The 18,031-nt window shown below is 33.7% G+C and carries 20 protein-coding genes and 1 tRNA gene; 11 read left to right on the plus strand and 10 right to left on the minus strand.

All coding sequences use genetic code 11. From position 1 onward, the window contains the following. The first annotated feature begins 94 nt into the window (after positions 1–94). The 3 genes from B0A64_RS00930 (at position 95) to B0A64_RS00940 (ending at position 3,095) form a co-directional block, all read left to right on the plus strand. Positions 95–874 carry a TatD family hydrolase gene (locus B0A64_RS00930; RefSeq protein ID WP_089477673.1) on the plus strand — a complete coding sequence of 260 codons (780 nt, stop codon included), beginning with the start codon at positions 95–97 and terminating at the stop codon, positions 872–874. A gap of 63 nt (positions 875–937) precedes the next feature. Next, positions 938–2,074, plus strand: coding sequence for a 1-acyl-sn-glycerol-3-phosphate acyltransferase (locus B0A64_RS00935; protein WP_089477674.1), 1,137 nt, complete (start codon positions 938–940; stop codon positions 2,072–2,074). Beyond that, the gene (locus B0A64_RS00940) at positions 2,064–3,095 is read left to right on the plus strand and encodes an asparaginase (RefSeq protein WP_089477675.1); all 1,032 of its coding nucleotides are present in this window, start codon (positions 2,064–2,066) and stop codon (positions 3,093–3,095) included. Before B0A64_RS00935 ends, B0A64_RS00940 begins: the two co-directional genes overlap by 11 nt. Before the next feature lie 156 nt (positions 3,096–3,251). On the opposite strand, the gene B0A64_RS00945 is transcribed toward B0A64_RS00940, so the two are convergent. Beyond that, the gene (locus tag B0A64_RS00945; RefSeq protein WP_089477676.1) at positions 3,252–4,484 is read right to left on the minus strand and encodes an MFS transporter; all 1,233 of its coding nucleotides are present in this window, start codon (positions 4,482–4,484) and stop codon (positions 3,252–3,254) included. 91 nt (positions 4,485–4,575) lie between these two features. Here B0A64_RS00945 and B0A64_RS00950 point away from each other — a divergent pair, with 91 nt between their 5' ends. The 4 genes from B0A64_RS00950 to B0A64_RS00965 all read left to right on the plus strand — a co-directional run bounded on the left by B0A64_RS00950 (position 4,576) and on the right by B0A64_RS00965 (position 7,619). After that, the gene (locus tag B0A64_RS00950; RefSeq protein ID WP_089477677.1) at positions 4,576–5,448 is read left to right on the plus strand and encodes a LysR substrate-binding domain-containing protein; all 873 of its coding nucleotides are present in this window, start codon (positions 4,576–4,578) and stop codon (positions 5,446–5,448) included. Between the two features lie 59 nt (positions 5,449–5,507). Then, positions 5,508–5,594: transfer RNA gene (locus tag B0A64_RS00955), tRNA-Ser, on the plus strand. Positions 5,595–5,809: 215 nt separating this feature from the next. After that, positions 5,810–7,300, plus strand: coding sequence for a beta-lactamase family protein (locus B0A64_RS00960; protein ID WP_244285321.1), 1,491 nt, complete (start codon positions 5,810–5,812; stop codon positions 7,298–7,300). Positions 7,301–7,442: 142 nt separating this feature from the next. Next, positions 7,443–7,619 carry a MarR family transcriptional regulator gene (locus B0A64_RS00965; RefSeq protein ID WP_089477926.1) on the plus strand — a complete coding sequence of 59 codons (177 nt, stop codon included), beginning with the start codon at positions 7,443–7,445 and terminating at the stop codon, positions 7,617–7,619. 70 nt (positions 7,620–7,689) lie between these two features. On the opposite strand, the gene B0A64_RS00970 is transcribed toward B0A64_RS00965, so the two are convergent. The 6 genes from B0A64_RS00970 to B0A64_RS00995 form a co-directional block, all read right to left on the minus strand. Then, positions 7,690–8,196: a GNAT family N-acetyltransferase gene (locus tag B0A64_RS00970; protein ID WP_089477678.1), complete on the minus strand. Its 507-nt coding sequence runs from the start codon at positions 8,194–8,196 to the stop codon at positions 7,690–7,692. A gap of 79 nt (positions 8,197–8,275) precedes the next feature. After that, positions 8,276–9,235, minus strand: a complete 960-nt coding sequence (locus B0A64_RS00975; protein WP_089477679.1) for a nitrilase family protein — start codon at positions 9,233–9,235, stop codon at positions 8,276–8,278. A 69-nt stretch (positions 9,236–9,304) separates the two neighbouring features. Beyond that, entirely contained in the window at positions 9,305–10,129 is an 825-nt protein-coding gene (locus B0A64_RS00980) for an AraC family transcriptional regulator (protein WP_089477680.1), read from the minus strand. A 55-nt stretch (positions 10,130–10,184) separates the two neighbouring features. Further along, entirely contained in the window at positions 10,185–10,934 is a 750-nt protein-coding gene (locus B0A64_RS00985; protein ID WP_089477681.1) for an SGNH/GDSL hydrolase family protein, read from the minus strand. 67 nt (positions 10,935–11,001) lie between these two features. Continuing rightward, positions 11,002–11,784, minus strand: coding sequence for a DUF3050 domain-containing protein (locus tag B0A64_RS00990; protein WP_089477682.1), 783 nt, complete (start codon positions 11,782–11,784; stop codon positions 11,002–11,004). Between the two features lie 87 nt (positions 11,785–11,871). Further along, positions 11,872–13,050 (minus strand): acyl-CoA dehydrogenase family protein, encoded by a 1,179-nt coding sequence (locus tag B0A64_RS00995; RefSeq protein WP_089477683.1) that lies wholly within the window; start codon positions 13,048–13,050, stop codon positions 11,872–11,874. Between the two features lie 167 nt (positions 13,051–13,217). On the opposite strand from B0A64_RS00995, the gene B0A64_RS01000 reads away from it, so the two are divergent. After that, positions 13,218–14,966 (plus strand): AraC family transcriptional regulator, encoded by a 1,749-nt coding sequence (locus tag B0A64_RS01000; protein WP_089477684.1) that lies wholly within the window; start codon positions 13,218–13,220, stop codon positions 14,964–14,966. Positions 14,967–14,976: 10 nt separating this feature from the next. Here the strand turns inward: B0A64_RS01000 and B0A64_RS01005 are convergent, their stop codons facing one another. The 3 genes from B0A64_RS01005 to B0A64_RS24865 are packed head-to-tail and all read right to left on the minus strand — an operon-like array spanning position 14,977 to position 15,489. After that, positions 14,977–15,123 carry an rSAM-modified peptide gene (locus tag B0A64_RS01005; RefSeq protein WP_109746159.1) on the minus strand — a complete coding sequence of 49 codons (147 nt, stop codon included), beginning with the start codon at positions 15,121–15,123 and terminating at the stop codon, positions 14,977–14,979. Between the two features lie 28 nt (positions 15,124–15,151). Next, positions 15,152–15,301 (minus strand): rSAM-modified peptide, encoded by a 150-nt coding sequence (locus tag B0A64_RS24860; protein WP_109746151.1) that lies wholly within the window; start codon positions 15,299–15,301, stop codon positions 15,152–15,154. A 59-nt stretch (positions 15,302–15,360) separates the two neighbouring features. Next, positions 15,361–15,489 carry an rSAM-modified peptide gene (locus B0A64_RS24865; protein ID WP_109746152.1) on the minus strand — a complete coding sequence of 43 codons (129 nt, stop codon included), beginning with the start codon at positions 15,487–15,489 and terminating at the stop codon, positions 15,361–15,363. 260 nt (positions 15,490–15,749) lie between these two features. Between B0A64_RS24865 and B0A64_RS01010 the strand changes: the two genes are divergently transcribed. The 3 genes from B0A64_RS01010 to B0A64_RS01020 are packed head-to-tail and all read left to right on the plus strand — an operon-like array spanning position 15,750 to position 17,779. Next, complete coding sequence (locus B0A64_RS01010; RefSeq protein ID WP_089477686.1) at positions 15,750–17,309, plus strand: vitamin K epoxide reductase family protein; 1,560 nt, start codon at positions 15,750–15,752, stop codon at positions 17,307–17,309. Positions 17,310–17,360: 51 nt separating this feature from the next. Then, entirely contained in the window at positions 17,361–17,582 is a 222-nt protein-coding gene (locus B0A64_RS01015) for a hypothetical protein (protein WP_089477687.1), read from the plus strand. Between the two features lie 5 nt (positions 17,583–17,587). After that, positions 17,588–17,779: a hypothetical protein gene (locus B0A64_RS01020; RefSeq protein ID WP_089477688.1), complete on the plus strand. Its 192-nt coding sequence runs from the start codon at positions 17,588–17,590 to the stop codon at positions 17,777–17,779. Positions 17,780–18,031 lie beyond the last annotated feature (252 nt).

The following is an 18,031-nucleotide window of genomic DNA, read 5'->3' on the forward strand; positions in this document are numbered from 1 at the left end:
TGCGAAGTGAATCCGTATCATTCGCATACCCTAACATTGAGATTGGGAAAGTTTTTAATATTGTCGTAATTTTGGACTTTTAAAAATTATACCATTGAATTCGACACCCATAATTACCGATACCCATACGCACCTCTATTCTGAAGAATTTGATCAGGATCGCGACGAAATGATGCAAAGAGCCATAAATGCAGGAGTAACACGTTTTTTTATTCCTGCAATAGATGCCGCTGCAACACAATCTATGTACGATTTAGAGCAAAATTATCCTGATTATGTATTCCTGATGATGGGCTTGCATCCTACTTATGTAAAAGACAATTACGAAGAGGAGTTACAACATGTCGAAACCCAATTGGCAAAAAGAAAGTTTTATGCTGTTGGCGAAATCGGGATCGATTTGTATTGGGATAAAACACATCTTAAAGAACAGCAAATTGCTTTTAAAAGGCAAATTCAGTTAGCGAAACACTATAAATTACCAATTGTGATTCATTGTCGTGAAGCTTTTAATGAAATTTTTGAAGTTCTGGAAGAAGAGAAATCAGATGATTTGTTTGGTATCTTTCATTGTTTTTCCGGAACACATGAGCAGGCGCTTCAGGCGGTTTCGTACAATATGAAGTTAGGTATTGGCGGCGTTGTAACGTTTAAGAACGGAAAGATCGATCAGTTTTTAAATCAAATCGACCTAAAACATATCGTTTTGGAGACTGATTCTCCTTATTTAGCCCCAATTCCGTATCGCGGAAAACGTAATGAAAGTAGTTATTTAGTAAATGTTATTAGCAAATTGGCAGATATATATGATGTTTCTGAAGAGGAAATAGCAGCCAGAACAACTCAGAATTCTAAAGACGTTTTTGGGATTTAACCCGTACCTTACAATACTTTGATTTTTTTTTTGTTCTTTTGCCCACTAAAATAGATATTTATAATGCAGAAATTTGATGCCATTCGACCTTTTTATGATTCCGAAATAAATGAAGCACTTCATGGTGTTGTCAATCATCCGATGATGAAAGCCATGATGAATTTTACTTTTCCAGAATTAGAAGATCAAGTTTGGAAAGATCAATTGAAGAAAACACATTCTATTCGTGATTTTCAATGTAATTTTATTTATAATACTATTCAAAAAGTTCTTGAAAAAAGCTCTGAAGGTCTTACTACTTCCGGTTTTGATAAGCTGGAAAAAAATACCTCGTACTTATTTGTCTCAAATCACAGAGATATTCTATTAGACACAACCTTATTAAATGTTTGCCTTTTTGAGCATGGTTTAGTCATGACAGCATCTGCAATTGGAGACAATCTGGTAAAAAAAGCATTCTTAAGCACATTGGCAAAGCTTAACAGAAACTTTTTGGTTTTAAGAGGTTTAACACCTCGCGAAATGTTGCAAAGTTCAAAATTGCTGGCAGAATATATGGGGCAATTATTGCTTCGCGAAAACCGTTCGGTTTGGATTGCACAACGAGAAGGACGTACCAAAGACGGAAATGACGAAACCAATCCGGGAGTTTTAAAAATGATAGGAATGGGGTCTGATGAAGCCAATTTAATGGACTATTTTAAGAAATTAAAGATAGTTCCGGTTTCAATTTCATACGAATATGATCCTACAGATGTTTTAAAAATGCCACAATTAATGGCAGAAGCAAACAACGAAGTTTATATTAAAGAAAAAAACGAAGATTTCATGACCATCTTAAGTGGTATTATGGGAACTAAAAAAAGAATACACATCTCTGTTGGAGATGTTCTTGATACTGAAATTGATCAGATTGTTGCAGAAAACGACAATGCAAACAAACAAATTCAGGCATTGGCACAAGTTATCGATGATTCGATTTTAAAGAATTATCAGTTATGGCCAACAAATTTTATAGCATACGATATCTTAAACGAAACAGAAAAATTTGCTCATTTGTATAAAGAGAGCGAAAAATCGCTATTCGAGCGTCGTTTAGAAATGCGTATTGGTAGTGATAATCCAGTAACAAGACAAGGATTTTTATCCATGTATGCAAATCCTGTAGTCAATAAATTAAAATACCAAGATGTCATCTAAAGCTAAAATATTGCTAATTTATACCGGTGGAACCATTGGTATGAGCAAAGATTTTGAGACAGGCGCGCTCAAAGCGTTCAACTTTGGTAAATTGTTGCAAAAGATCCCTGAGCTTAAACAATTAGATTGCGAGATTGAAACAGTTTCTTTCGAAAACCCAATAGATTCATCGAACATGAATCCTGAAATGTGGACGAAAATTGCTGAAATTATCGAAGAAAACTATATTTCTTTTGACGGATTTGTTGTCCTGCACGGTTCAGATACCATGTCATACTCAGCCTCAGCCTTAAGTTTTATGTTAGAGAATCTGGTAAAACCGGTAATCTTTACGGGCTCTCAATTGCCCATTGGTGATCTGCGTACAGATGCTAAAGAAAACCTGATTACAGCAATTCAGATTGCTTCATTACAAGAAAACGGAAAACCGGTAATTAACGAAGTATGTTTGTATTTTGAATATAAATTGTATCGTGGTAACCGAACTTCTAAAGTAAATGCAGAACATTTTAGAGCCTTTACAGCACCAAATTATCCTGAATTGGTAGAGTCCGGTGTTCATCTTAAACTAAACTCGCATTTATTTCTTCCTGTAAAAACAGAGGCTAAATTGATCGTTCACAAAAACTTAGACAATCATGTTGCTATTATAAAAATGTTCCCGGGAATGAGCGAGATCGTTTTGTCTTCGATTTTAGCCATTAAAGATCTCAAAGGAATTGTTCTGGAAACTTACGGTTCCGGAAATGCACCTACCGAAGATTGGTTTCTAAAGTTGATTGAGAAAGCGATTCAGTCCGGTTTGCACATCGTTAACGTAACACAATGTTCCGGCGGAAGTGTAAATATGGGACAATACGAAACCAGTACAGCATTAAAATCCCTTGGCGTTATCTCCGGAAAAGACATTACTACAGAAGCTGCCATTACCAAACTGATGTATTTGTTGGGACACAATATTCCTAAAACCGAATTTAAAACTGTTTTTGAAACGGCATTACGAGGAGAAATTTCGCTTTAGTCTTTTCTCACCATAGAAATGATATAAGGTCCTTTTAGTTTTTTTCAGGAGCTAATCCCGATAGAAGTGCAAATCATTTTTATAATAATATTTTCGTGTAATTTGTCATCCCTCGAAATGACAAGATCACGGATAGATAATTGGAATTTATTTTTCTTAATCTTTATATGGAATCGGACAAGTTCCCAATTCTTCTTCAGAACTACGGTTTTTATAATACACATAAACAATTACAGAAACGATACAAATAATTCCCTGAATCGCAACTGTATTTCTTGTTCCTATAATGTGCGAAACATACCCAATAATTAAACTCCCTACAGGAATCATTCCCTGATAGGCCATTAAATAATAACTAATACTTCTCGAACGCATGTTTACCGTACTTTGTGTCTGAACATAAATGTTTATAGAGGAGGTTTGTGCCATCATACCCACACCGCTCAATGCCATGCAAATAAGCGCCACAGTCAAACTATTCGAATAGGCTAGTATTATGATGCTAAAGCCTAATAACAAGCTCGCTCCGATCATTATTTTGCCCATATTGTCTGCTTTTTTAAGATTAGCCAGATAAATAGCCGATACTATAGAACCAATTCCTGCCGCACTTTCGAACCAGCTAAAGGTTTGGGCATTTCCGCTAAAGATATCTTTTGCAAAAACAGGCATTAAAGTATTAAAAGAGATCACAAATAAACTGCTGCACATCAACATTAAAAGCATTTTTGCCATTTCGGTTTCTTTTTTAACGTAATCAAGGCCTTCAATAAAATCATTGTACATTTTAAGTTTTTCGGTTGCTTTAATATGAGGTGTAATTTTCATCATTAACAAGGAAACCAGAACCGGGATATAACTCAGGAAATTTCCAATAAAACAAATGTCTTCACCATAGTTGTGCAGTATAATACCTGCCAAAGCAGGACCCGCAATTCGGGCAAAATTATTTAAAGTAGAGTTCAGGGCAACCGCGTTTGGCAAATCTTCTTTGTCATCTACAATATCAATCATCATGGTTTGTCTGCAAGTCATATCAAACGAATTGATAATTCCCTGAATTAAACTTAGCGCCATTATAAAATTGATGTTGTATATCTTTAAATAAATCAATAAAGCCATAGCTCCGGCTTGTAGCATTGCCAAGGATTGTAATAAAATCATCGCTTTGTGTCTGTCATAACGACCAATAATGCTCCCTGCTAAAGGTGCCAGAAACAACGACGGAATCATACTTAAAAAAGTCGCCAATCCTAATAAGAAAACAGAACCCGTAACACTGTAAACCATCCAACTAACAGCTGTTTTTTGAAGCCATGTCCCAATTACAGATACAGATTGTCCGTAGAAGAACAATTTGAAGTTTTTTGATTTTAACGCTTTAAACATGATGCCTGATATTTTTTTACAAAGTTCGGGATTATGATTTCATTAGAAAAATTAATAATTTTACTGATAATAAGTATTTAAACTTATCGATATGGAACTTTATCAATTAGAATATTTTATAAAAACAGCTGAGGTTTTGCATTTTACAAAAGCTGCAGAGTTGTGTTTTGTAACCCAATCCGGATTGTCGCAACAAATAAAAAAACTCGAAGAAGAACTAGGGATGCCTTTGTTTATAAGGATTGGCAAAAAAGTTCAGCTTACCGAAGCTGGAGCTGTATTCCTGATTCACGCCAAACAAATAATCGAAAATGTGCAAAGCGGAAAACAGGCCATCGACGATTTGAACGAAATGATTGGCGGAGAATTACGAATTGGGGTTACCTACATTTTTGGACTTTTGGTTTTGCCAATTGTCAATTTGTTTGCTAAAACATATCCAAACCTTAGAATTGTAGTAGAATATGGCTCAACAGAACCTTTAGAAAATAAATTACTCAATAACGAATTAGACTTGGTTTTGGTGATATCGTCGAAAGAGATAAAACAAACCATTCAGAAAATCCCATTATTTAGGTCGAATCTGGTTATGGCAGTTGCAAAAACACATCCGTTGGCGGTTTTAGACAAAATCTCGTTTAAAAAAATAGGCGATTATCCGCTTATTTTGCCCGTAAGAGGATTTAGTTCGCGGGAATTTCTGGACGAATTGTTTCTAAAGAACAATATGAAGCCCAAAGTTTCGATCGAATTAAATGCTGTTCATGCACTTTTGCAATTGGTAGAAGAAAGCGATTGGGTAACCATTGTAACCGAGAAAGCCCTAAAAGGCTGGGATAATCTTAAAGCAATAGCCATTACAGGCGTTCCTACGCAAAGAGATTCGTTTATGTTAACCATCGAAGGAGCCTATCAAAAAAAGGCCGTAAAATTGTTTATGGAAGAATTCAGAAAAAGTATGTAACTAATATTCGATTTTGTTTTTGTAACTCAGTTTTTTTTGTGTTCTTTGCAGACCAATTTAGAGAGGTGTCCGAGTGGTTGAAGGAGCTAGCCTGGAAAGCTAGTATATGGGTAACTGTATCGTGGGTTCGAATCCCATCCTCTCTGCAAAATAAAAAACCCTTGTGAAGTTTTATTCACAAGGGTTTTCTGCTTTTATTAATATTCATAAAAAAAATATTTTAAAAACGATGTAGCATTTTCATTTTATGATCGTCTTGATTTAAAATGCTTCAATACTCTGAATTTACAAAAATAGACTTTTGGTAAAAGGATTTAAGAAGTAGTCAATCATCAATCAAATATTTAAATCAATCACAATCATGAAAATCAATTTTTCTAAAACTCTGGTATTCTATTTTTTAACAGGTTTAATGGCGCTTAACGCTACTTCTCAAAACCAGCAACATACAGATAGCATCGATGTTTTTCTAAAAGATAAAATGGAAAAACTTCATATTCCGGGACTTCAGCTTGCTGTTGTTCAAAACGGCAAAATAATCAAAAGCACAAGTTACGGAGTTGCCAATATCGAAAATTCAGTTCCTGTAACAGATCAAAGTATGTTCTCTATTAATTCCTGCACAAAAGCATTTGTAGGAGTTGCTGTGATGCAACTTCAGGAAGAAGGAAAACTTAATATCAACGATCCTATTTCCAAATATTTAGAAGATCTGCCAGTTGCCTGGAAAGGCTTAACGATAAAACAATTATTTGCTAATATTTCAGGACTGCCGAACATTATTGATGAAAAAGAAAATTTATTAGCAGATACAGAGAGTGGTTCCTGGGAAAAGGTAAAAACAATGCCGATGGAATTTAATACAGGAGATCGTTTTCGATACAACCAGACTGGCTATGTTATTATTGGCAGGATTATTAATAAAGTAAGCGGGATGCATTTTACCAAATTTATTGAAGATCGCCAGTTTAAAGTAGCAGGAATGAAACAAACTCGTTTTGGAGATTCTAATGATATTATTCCGCATTCAGCAGGAGCTTACACCACTCAGGATATTGTTAATGGGAGATGGGTTACGACTAACGAAGTGAGAAGTAGTTATGCTAAATTTCCGGAGTTTTTTAGAACCTGTACGGGAATCATTTCTACCTCTGATGAAATTGCACAGTGGATCGTAGCCTTGCAAAACGGAGTATTGTTAAAACAAAAATCAAGCTTAGATTTGCTTTGGCAACCAGCGCTTCGAAATAACGGACGTGTAGGTGGATTTAATAAATTGGTAAACGGATATGCAATTGGCTGGCCAACCGTTACAAGAGAAGAACATCCTGCCGTTGGACCTATTGGCGGTATGAGATCTGCCTTTTTTGTTTACCCAAAAGATGCCCTTTCTATAGTTGTTTTAACAAATCTTCAGGGAGCAAATCCGGAATGGTTTATAGATGAAATTGCAGGATACTATATTCCTGATATGAAAGAATCGAATGGCTTTGGATTATCGCCTTCAGTAAAAAAACTGAGAAAAGAATTAATGAAGCAGAAGTACAACAATGCACAAAAAGTTGCCGAAAATTTAAAAAAGACTGATGCTGGTTTTGCTTTAAGCGAAAATGAATTGAATGATTTTGGATACAGATTGTTGGCAGAAGGAAAGCAAAACGAAGCCTTGAAAATCTTTAAACTAAATACAGATCTTTATCCGGAAAGCGGCAATACGTATGATAGTTATGCCGAAACACTGGCTGGTTTAGGAAATAAAAAAGAAGCCATAAAGAATTATAAAAAAGCATTCGAATTGAATCCAAAAAATCTAAATGCTCAGGAACAGGCAAAGAAACTGGCAAGTTTGTAAAAATTAGAATTTGTAATGATATAAAAACCCCGTTGTAAAATTGTTTTTACAGCGGGGTTTTGCTTTTTAGAACGATTGTCTTTCTTTTTTTTGAAGGAAAATATTTACTATTTTTGTATTTTAAATGAAAATGGAAGGAATTATGGAAATCAAAGATCAGGTATTAGAGGCTATGAAAAAAGCGCAACAGCCTTTAAACGCAGGTAAAGTAGTTGAACTAACTAAGTTAGATCGTAAAGATGTAGATAAAGCAATGAAAATGTTGAAAGACGAAGGTTCAATCGTTTCTCCTAAACGTTGCTTTTGGGAAGCAAAATAAATTTGAAAAAAACTATTAGTAAGAGACAGACCTAACAGGTTTTTAAAACCTGTTAGGTCTTGATTTAATTCTAAAGTTTGATCTCAAACAAACTAAAAGAACCTTCTTTATAATGCTCCGGTAATTCGCTTGTCCATTCGATTGTGCTGATTCCTTTGTAGTCAAAACCACAGCTTGTGTAGTATTTGTTTATTCTTTCGTTGCCGCTATGGGTATCAAGTCTAATATATTCTTTGCCGTTTTCGCTGGCATATATTTTAACCCACCCGATGATTTTTTTGACGTAGGATTGTCCTCTGAATTTTGGGTTCGTTGCAATACGATGCAAATATACTGCGGGATCTTGTGCGGCTTCTTTCCAGATAATCAAATCATTAAAAGTAAGTACAAAGGTACAGGCAACTTCCTCTTTTTCTTTGATTATAAAATGACGGTTTTCGGCAATTTCTTTTTCTATTAGAGCTCTTTCAAATCCTCTCCAGCTTTTATTATTGACTGTTTTTTGATAGGAGGTAGCTGCATTATAAATATCAAAAACAGCATCGATATCTTCATTTGTAGTTTTAAAAAATTCCATTATTAAAGTTTATTCGGTAGATTATTGAATTTATCAAAGGTAAAATTTCAATGGCTTAAAGGCATAAAAAAATTTAGTTTTAACTTTTATGAACAGTGTCCAACCAAACCACATTTTGTTCTGATTCGTGATTTTGTCCAATAATATCCCGATACAATTCTGGTCTTCTTGCTTTTATGTAGCGACTTCCACCAGCCTGGATGCATTTTTCGGGAGTTAGTATTGCTGTGGCAAAAGAGTCATCAAAAGAGCTACATTCATTCAAAACATCCCCAAATGGATCAATAATCATCGAACAACCATTTTTTAGTTGATCATCGTCCATACCAATTGGGTTCGAAAAAACGGTATATATTGCATTGTCATAAGCCCTTGCCGGAAGCCATTTCATTAGCCAATCGCGACCTTTCATTCCGTCAAACTCTAATCGTAAAGAAGTGGGGTCGGCTTCGCGGTTTTCCCACAGTTCTGGTGCCACAAAACCAGCTCCGGGACGGGTAGAAGGAGTACACATCGTAACATGTGGCATAAAAATAATATCGGCACCCAAAAGTTTCGTAGCCCGTACATTTTCGATAATATTATTGTCGTAACAGATTAAAATGCCGCATTTCCAACCCTTAATTTCAAAAACACAATAACGATCTCCAGGGGTCAAATACGGATTTATAAAAGGATGCAGTTTTCTATATTTTGCCACCAATCCATTTTTGTCTACACAAACATAGGCTTTGAATAAATTATTGTTTTCATCTTTTTCAAACAAACCGGCTAATATTACAATATTGTTGTTTGTAGCAATTTCAATAAGTTTAAGAATGCTTTCTCCTGTTGGAATACTTTCTGCCAGATCCAGCATTTGTTCTTTCGATAAATGTCTTGCAAAAGTATATCCGGTTATCGAACATTCATGAAACGAAATCACATCGCAACCTTCGTTGGCAGCCTTTTGCGAAAGCTTTTCGATTACAGATAAATTATAATTCTTATCGCCACTTTTGTTCTCGAACTGAGCTGTGGCTATTTTTAGATTTTTCATATTGTACGCTATTAATTTTAGCCAAAAATAGCGTTCCTAATAGGGTGCAAATTGTATAAAACCGACATTTTAGAGTGTCGAAACAGGAAAAGTCCGGATAAGATTATTGGTTAATTTTCCCGTACTGTGCAAATATTCTTTGGGCGATATCCCGGTATGTTTCCTGAATTCTTTGATAAGATGAGACTGGTCTGCAAATCCTGCATCATAACAAATGGTTGTAAGTGTAGTGCTGTCAGATTTACCTTTTAATAGTTTTAAAAAATGATGCAGTCTAATAACGCTGCCAAATTTCTTGGGATTTAAACCAATACATTCTTTAAATTTTCTTTCCAGATGCCTTTCTGTATAACCCGTATATTCGACCAATTGTTTAACAGAAAAATCTCCTTTATTGGCAATAATAAAAGCTAACGAGCTTTCGATAATTACTGGATTGAAAACTGTTTTTTTAGCGATTAGCGCACTAAAAAAATGATTTAAAAGTTCGATTCTTTCCGGATTATTTTTTTCTGATAATCTTTCCTGAAGTGCACTGGCTTTTTGACCAAATACATCTTGAACAGGAAGGATAGAATCCTGAAATTCATGGGCAGGAATACCTAACAACTGATGTATTCCGTTGGGCTGAAAAACGATAATAATCAAAGAAATCTCGTTATCAGAATAAATATCTTTAAAGCCGTTAAGTTGTCCGTATAAAAAGGAAGCGGGTAAATAATTTTTTACTTCAAAATTATTAAAGCCCGAAATAAGTTTACTTTTTAATGAGAATACAACGCCCGTATTGCCATCAGAGAACAAGCGAAGTTTTTGTACAGCAGTTTCATTATGATCTAAAAAAAGATAATGTTTTATGTATGGTGCTAATTCTTTTGGTGGCGAAACTTGCATTACTGTATTCTGTTTTTTGAATGTTAGACTGATTTATCCGGAAATCTAAAAAAGCTTAATCCTTCAAGGCTATTTTTACTTTAGGCAAAATACGATCTACAAATAAAGTATAAGCTGCTGCTGATGGATGTAGGCCATCTCCTGCAACTAAATTTGGATTGTCAAGACCTTTTTGGGTAATGTCGGTAATAGAGATAAAAAGTACGCCATTATTGACACAATAATTCTGGGCAAAAGTATTGTATTGGCTTATTTCGGCAGAAATTCTTGCTCCTTCACCTTGCATTTGGTTGGTACCAAAAGGGGTATAAGCATAATCTGGAATAGAAATAACAATAACCTTTTTTTTATTGCCTTTTGCAAGCGTAATCGCTTTGTTTACTAATTCAGGAAATTCTTTTTCGTAAATAGAAAAATCCCGACCTTGATATTGATTGTTTACACCAATTAAAAGGGTAACCAAATCATAATTAGAATCCAGATTTTCGCTGTTTATAGCCGAAATTAAATTAGAAGTTGTCCAGCCTGTTTTTGCAATTATTTTTAAGGAGAAATTCGTTTCCGGATAAATTGCCTTGAGGCTTGATTTTAATTGTTCCGGATATCTGCACGTTTCACAAACACTCTGACCTATGGTATAGCTATCTCCCAATGCCAAATAATTTATTATTGCGGGTAGCGGCGTATTAGGAACTTGTGTTGCGGGAGGAATTGCGGTATCTTCTAAGGCTGTTTCTTCAGAACTGCAACTTAAAAGGAATATAGCGAGGATAACAGTAACTATTTGTTTGAAATGTGGTTTCATAATTTAGGAAAATTAAGTTTGGGTTCATTCTAAACAAATAGTTACGTTTTATAACTTGTTTTGGTTTTTAGGCCATTTCTGTTTTCAGGACAATTTGTTCTTCGATGGCATTCCAGAGTCCAATTCGTTTTTCTAATGCCAGAATAGAAATTTCTTCGACTTCTTTCCATTTTTGCGCATCATCTTCACATAAGTCTGTAATCATTTGCATTGCCATTGGTCCGTGTTCATCTGCATCCAATTCGATATGTCTTTCGAAATAATAAAGTAATTTACTTAAATCAGTTTCAGGAAGATTTTTTTGAAAGTTTTTTAAAATCGCTGTAAACATACTCGGAATCAGGTCTTCTCTTCCAAAAGTAAAAGCGGCAGCAATTTGATGAGGTTTTCCTTCTTCAATAACTCTAAAGGTAAAATCTAAAAAAGCTTTTGTATCAGGATGTAAAGAACTTTGTTTTATAGCAACAAATATGTTGTGAAGCGAGTTTACTTCGGCCAAAAAGGTATTAATTCCGGTTGTATCTGCACCACAATCTTCCATTGCTTCAAGGTACATTTCATAATGACTTTGTCTTCTTCCGTCCATGCTCAAATCAGTTTCTTCGGCAAGAACAATTTCATTGATTAAGTATCTTGTTTCAGGATTTTTGGTAGCAAACCAGGGTGTTGTGGTACAAGTAAGTTTGGCTTGCAAAGCTTTTAATAGTGACATAAAATCCCAAACGGCAAAAACATGACTTTCTAAAAAACGATGCAAGTCATCGATGCTTTGAATTTTATTGTATAAAGAATGTTGTAAGAGTTGATCTTTTTGAGGTTGAATGCTATTATGTATAGTTTCAATATTCATTTGCGTAAATTTTTTGCAAAGATAAAAAGCTTCTCGGTTAGAAGAAGCTTTTTATATTGATTTTGTATATATTTTAATAGTTGTTTATTATTTAAAAGCTGGAATTCCAGTTACATCCATTCCCGTAATCAATAAATGTATGTCGTGAGTTCCTTCATAAGTAATAACACTTTCAAGATTCATCATGTGGCGCATAATCGAATATTCGCCCGTAATACCCATTCCGCCTAACATTTGTCTTGCTTCACGTGCAATATGAATCGCCATATCGACATTATTACGTTTTGCCATTGAGATTTGAGATGTTGTCGCTTTTCCTTCGTTTCTTAAAACACCTAAACGCCAGGTCAATAATTGCGCTTTGGTGATTTCGGTAATCATTTCGGCTAATTTTTTTTGTTGCAATTGAGTTCCTCCAATTGGTTTTCCAAACTGAATTCTTTCTTTGGCATATCTCAAAGCCGTATCATAGCAATCCATTGCAGCTCCAATTGCTCCCCATGCAATACCATATCTGGCAGAATCTAAGCAACCTAGCGGAGCTCCCAAACCAGATTTATTAGGCAACAGATTCTCTTTAGGCACTTTTACATTATCAAAAATTAATTCTCCGGTTGATGACGCACGAAGCGACCATTTATTATGTGTTTCAGGAGTTGTAAAACCCGCCATTCCGCGTTCTACGATTAATCCATGAATTCGTCCTTCCTCATTTTTTGCCCAAACAACAGCAATATCAGCAAAAGGGGCATTCGAAATCCACATTTTGGCACCATTTAAAAGATAATGATCGCCCATATCTTTAAAATTGGTAATCATGCTTCCGGGATCAGAACCATGATCTGGTTCTGTTAGACCAAAACAACCCATAAATTCTCCCGTTGCCAATTTTGGTAAATATTTCATGCGTTGTTCTTCGTTTCCATATTTCCAAATAGGATACATTACTAGCGAAGACTGAACAGATGAAGTAGATCTTACACCAGAATCACCGCGTTCGATTTCCTGCATAATTAAACCATAAGAAATTTGGTCTAAACCTGCACCTCCATATTCTACAGGAATGTATGGGCCAAAACCGCCAATTTCGCCAAGACCTTTTATAATTTGCTTAGGAAATTCAGCTTTTTGAGCATACTCTTCTATGATAGGAGAAACTTCTCTTTTTACCCACGCACGTGCTGACTCGCGAACTAATTTGTGCTCGTCTGTCAATAAATCGTCTAGGTTATAATAATCTGGGGCTTGAAATAAGTCTGGTTTCATTTTTTGATAGTTTTACAAAAACAAATTTACGCAATAAAAATATAACAAAACAATGTTAAATTGTTATATTTTTACAACTAGTATAGAAGAAAAATAATATAAAGACGAATAAATTTTAGTTTATTGAAAATTTATAAGCTATTTTTGAGATTCCAAAAACAAAATGAATGAGGCTGATCATCTCTTTTTTACTCTTTTTTGTTCTGAATAATGCATTTGCTCAGCAAAAAAGTGCTTTAACAGAACAGGAATATTTAGTATTACAAGATAAAATTCGATTAAATGGGAATGCGAATGTCGATAGTGCTCTTGTATACTCTTACCAATTAGCAAAATCTAATAACAATAAACATTTAGCTTTTGCAAATGCGGCAATGTCCTATTTGTTGCAAATGAAAGGCAATGTCAAACAGTCTCACGAAAAATATAAACTGGCACTTATCTATTTAGAAAAAATGCCGGATTCCCGGGATAAAACTCAGCTTAAGTCCTATCTATATAATTATAATGGTCTGACAGAATGGAAACGGGGAAACTTTAGTAAAGCTCTTGGAGTATATCAGGAAGGCATGAAGCTTTCGATTGAAATAAGCGACATTACTCAGGTTGTTAAGTTCAAAGCTAATATTGCTTTGATAAATGAATCAGTTGGTAATTATCAACTGGCCATTAAAAACTTGAGGCAGCTCAATGATTTTATTGACAAAAATGAAGGCTTATTTACAAAAGAACAATTTTTAAATAGAAAAAGTAATATCAATCTTAGTTTAGGCAGTTCGTATGAAAATTATTTCATGAAAAACTTAAATAAAAGATTTTTGCTTGATTCATCAGAATATTTTTACAAGAAAACGATTGATTATTCTCAAAATTTTGCTGAGAATAAAACAACTGCAAAGTTAAGCTTAGGAAATGTCTATAGTTGGAAAGGCGATTATAAAAATGCTGAGAAAACGTATTATGATATTGTGTTTTTTTCGCAACAAAACAATCAGAAAGATTTATTATGTGTCGCTACATACAATTTGGGAGACATATATTATACGACCAAAAAATATGATAAAGCCTTAGTTTTCTTTAAAAAGACAGACTCAATTGCGATGTTAACCAATAGTAATGATATAGATTATCTAAAATCAAATTATTATCAGGCTAAAATCTATAATATTCTTAAAAAGCCCGAATTGGCTTATAAACATTCAAAAATTTATTTGGATAATTATGAAAAATCTGAAGCTAAATTAAGAGAAGAGGCGCTGGAAGTTAATTATAAATTAGGCGTAGGTGGTCTGGTGAATGAAATGATTACCATACAGGAGAAATATAAATATGAAGTTTTTCTAAATAAAGCTTTAAAAGTATTTTATGTGGTATTGTTTGTTGGAATTGTCTTTTTGCTAATTAAAAACATAAGGGATAAAAATAAAGCGCATAAAAAGATGAATGCTTTGATAGAAGAATTTAAAGCTAATCTTGAAAAGAAAAATCTGCCAGAATTTGAAGAAGTTGTGCTTGAACCCGAAGAAGAAGAGGTTTTGCTCAAAAAAGAGAACGCAAACTTAAGTATTGATGAGGCTAAAGAGAATAAAATTGTCGAAAAATTACTAGCTCTGGAAAACAAACTCGAATACTTGCATGCTGATTTTACGTTGCCTTATGTAGCTAAAAAAATAAAAACCAATACAACTTATCTGTCCTATGTTGTAAATAAGAGATTTGGAAAATCGTTTGGAGAATACTCTAACGAGCTTAAAATTAATTATGTAATCAATGAAATGATTACCAATCACATGTACCGTAAATATTCTACGCAGGCGATTGCAGAAAGCGTTGGGTTCAAAAATGCAGTTTCATTTGCTAAATCATTTCGCAAAAGAACTGGAGTATCTCCAGCTCAATTTGCGAATAATATATAATTTAAAAGATTTAACCGTTTCCGCCTTTTCCTGTTCCTTTTCCTGGATCTACATCTTCTCCGCCACCACCGCCATCACCTCCGTGAATTTCTTTTTGTTGGTTTTTGGATAATTTAGCGTTGTTAAAATCTTCGAATTTCAATTTATTAGTTTTCATAATAATGTGTTTTAGTATTATTGATTTATTATTTTTGTTGATTTCCACTTCCAAGTCCTTTTGACGGATCTACACAATTTGGATCTACAGGATCGTCTCCGCCACGAACTGTTTTTTGTTGAATTTTAGTAATTTTTTCTGATTTAAAATCCTCCAGCTTTAATTTATAATTTGCCATGATGTTATATTTTAATAATTGATTTGTTGTTTGTAAAGGTCTGTTTATTGTTTAAAAAATTATTGAGTTCCGCTTCCAATTCCTTTAGACGGATCAACATAAGTATCACCTCCTCGAATTGTTTTTTGTTGATTTTTAGATAATTTTTGCGCTTCAAAATCTTCGAAATTTAATACTTGCTTTGTCATGTTTTTGTGTATTAGTGTTATTGATTTATCAAAACTAGACAAAAAGCAAAACCCTTAATCGAGAATAGGGTTTTGAGGGTTTTTACTAAAATATTAGCAATGTAATCACTTGATATATAACGAATTAAATGTTTTATTCAGACTGATATAATTTATAAATTGTATGTAGTATAATTGATAAAATGTGTGCTAACAGCGTTTTTTTTCCAATAAAAACAACAATATTTGCAGTGTAATTATGATTTTAAAGATCCAAAACGATGTTAAAACTTGTCCAAAAATTTCTACAAATAAATAGATACTCGGAAATTAAAAATGAGTTTAAGGATTTGTTTCTTTCTCATCCTAATTATCCAAGTTTATTTGCGATAACAGATTCTTTGGATTTGCTTTCTGTAGAGAATGCTGCGATAAGAGTTTCGAAAGAACAAATAGTAGATTTACCATCAAATTTTTTAGCCTATTTTAAAGAGGAACTTATATTGGTAGAGAAGGCTAAAAATTTCGTTCGAATCAATACTATAAAAAAAGGAAGTTTGAAAATGCCGTATGAAAAATTCCTTTTGGACTGGAATGGAGTAATAGTTGCAATCGAACCAAATAATGTAATTGCAAGAGAAAATTTAAAAGTTGAATTCAGTTGGCTAAAATATACATTGCCACTTTTGCTTTCAGTTGGATTATCTTTTTTCTATAACACTTATAATTTATTTAGTGTTGTTTTTTTAATAACATCTGTTTTAGGGTTTATTGTTAGTGTTTTTATTGTTCAGGAAAAATTGGGTTTTAAAAATAGTTTTATTTCGAAATTTTGTAATCTAAGTTCTAATTCATCTTGTAGTTCAGTTATCAATAATAAGGAAGGAAATAACAATAAATGGATTAGTGTTCCGGATTTACCACTTATCTTTTTTGGTTCTAGTTTGATAGCCATTTTAGTTCAGCCATTGCAGTCTGCTATTTTTATAGGTTTCTTAAGTTTATTAGCGATACCTATTATAGTGTCTTCAATTTGGATTCAAAAATTTGAAATTCAAAAATGGTGTGTAATGTGTTTGGTAGTTTCGGCCTTGATTTTTTTACAAAGTGCTGTATGGTTTGCGTCAGATTTGTTTACGCTAAGTTTTAGTTTCGGGAGTATGTTTCCGTTTTTATTCTCCGTACTTCTTCTTATACCTATTTGGACAGTTTTAAAAACAACAGCAAAAGGAATATTAAGTACAGAAAATGCTCTGAAAGAGATGAAAAAATTCAAAAGAAATTATTCTCTATTGAATTTCTTATCAAAAAAAGTGCCTTACACAAACGGATTTGAGGACTTAAGAGGTTTGAATTTTGGAAATAGAAATGCAGCAGTAAAGCTTTCGATCATTATAAGTCCAAGTTGTGAACATTGTCATAAGACATTTCAAGAGGCATTTGATCTGGTTTTAAGATTTCCGGACAAGATTTTTTTAAATGTGTTATTTAATATTAATCCTGAAAACGCAGAAAACCCATATAAGGCAGTTGTCGAAAGACTTTTAACCATAAACAGGGCAACTCCCGGAAAAACGGTAGAAGCTATTTCAGATTGGCATATCAAAAATATAGGACTTAAAAAGTGGTTGAAAAAGTGGAATGTTGATTCTGTCAACATGATGGTCAATCAGGAAATACAAAAACAATATGATTGGTGTTCGAAAAATAATTTCAATTATACACCGGTTAAGATTGTAAACGAAAGAGTATTTCCTAATGAATATGAACTCAATGAGCTAAAATATTTCTTGAATGATTTTGTTGAAGAAATTGAAATATTGGAGAAAAAGATAGCTTAAGGAAATTTGTTTATCTAAGGTTAGAGAAGTAATTACTTAAAGTAATGCATCATGATTAAAAATATTTTGAACCTGGACGGCGCTTATTTGTTAAGTGCATACGAACAAAAAAGTATACAAGGAGGACAGCCAATTCAACCGTCGACCTGTCACTGCTTTTGTAGTAATTCGCACGGATCAGTTAGTGCATCGTGTTTTACATATTGTCCCGATGGATCAATTCCGGGATTAAGTGAAGGAAGTACCGGAAATTGTAAGTTTCCATTTGAATAAATAATATGTTAAAGAAGATTTTGAATTTAGAAAATGCTCAATACATAAGCAAAAATGAGCAAAAAACAATAAAAGGAGGTATTCCTGAATGTTGGATTTATGCTATCGAAGCCGGATGTGTTTTGATACCCGTAGGCGGAACTTGTCCTGTAAATACATTAGCAGGTATTTGTGACACAAGTCGTCTTTGTTGTTAATTTTTAACCGTTTTAAGAGAAATACAATACAGCCTTTTTTAGAATTTAGTCATGTTTTTTTTAATTTGTAGGCGCTCGATCGTGGAACATTGAGCAATTTCCCCACATTGATGATTGGTGTAGGGATTCTTAGGAAATTGGTCACTGAGTTGATTTTAATTGGTTAGGGTTAACCAGTGCCATGTCCTACAGAAATTGTATTTCTAATAAATATGTTTTTAAATACTTTAGCAGAGAAGATTATATCTTCTC

The organism is Flavobacterium araucananum, from assembly GCF_002222055.1.
GTDB classification, from domain to species: Bacteria; Bacteroidota; Bacteroidia; order Flavobacteriales; family Flavobacteriaceae; genus Flavobacterium; species Flavobacterium araucananum.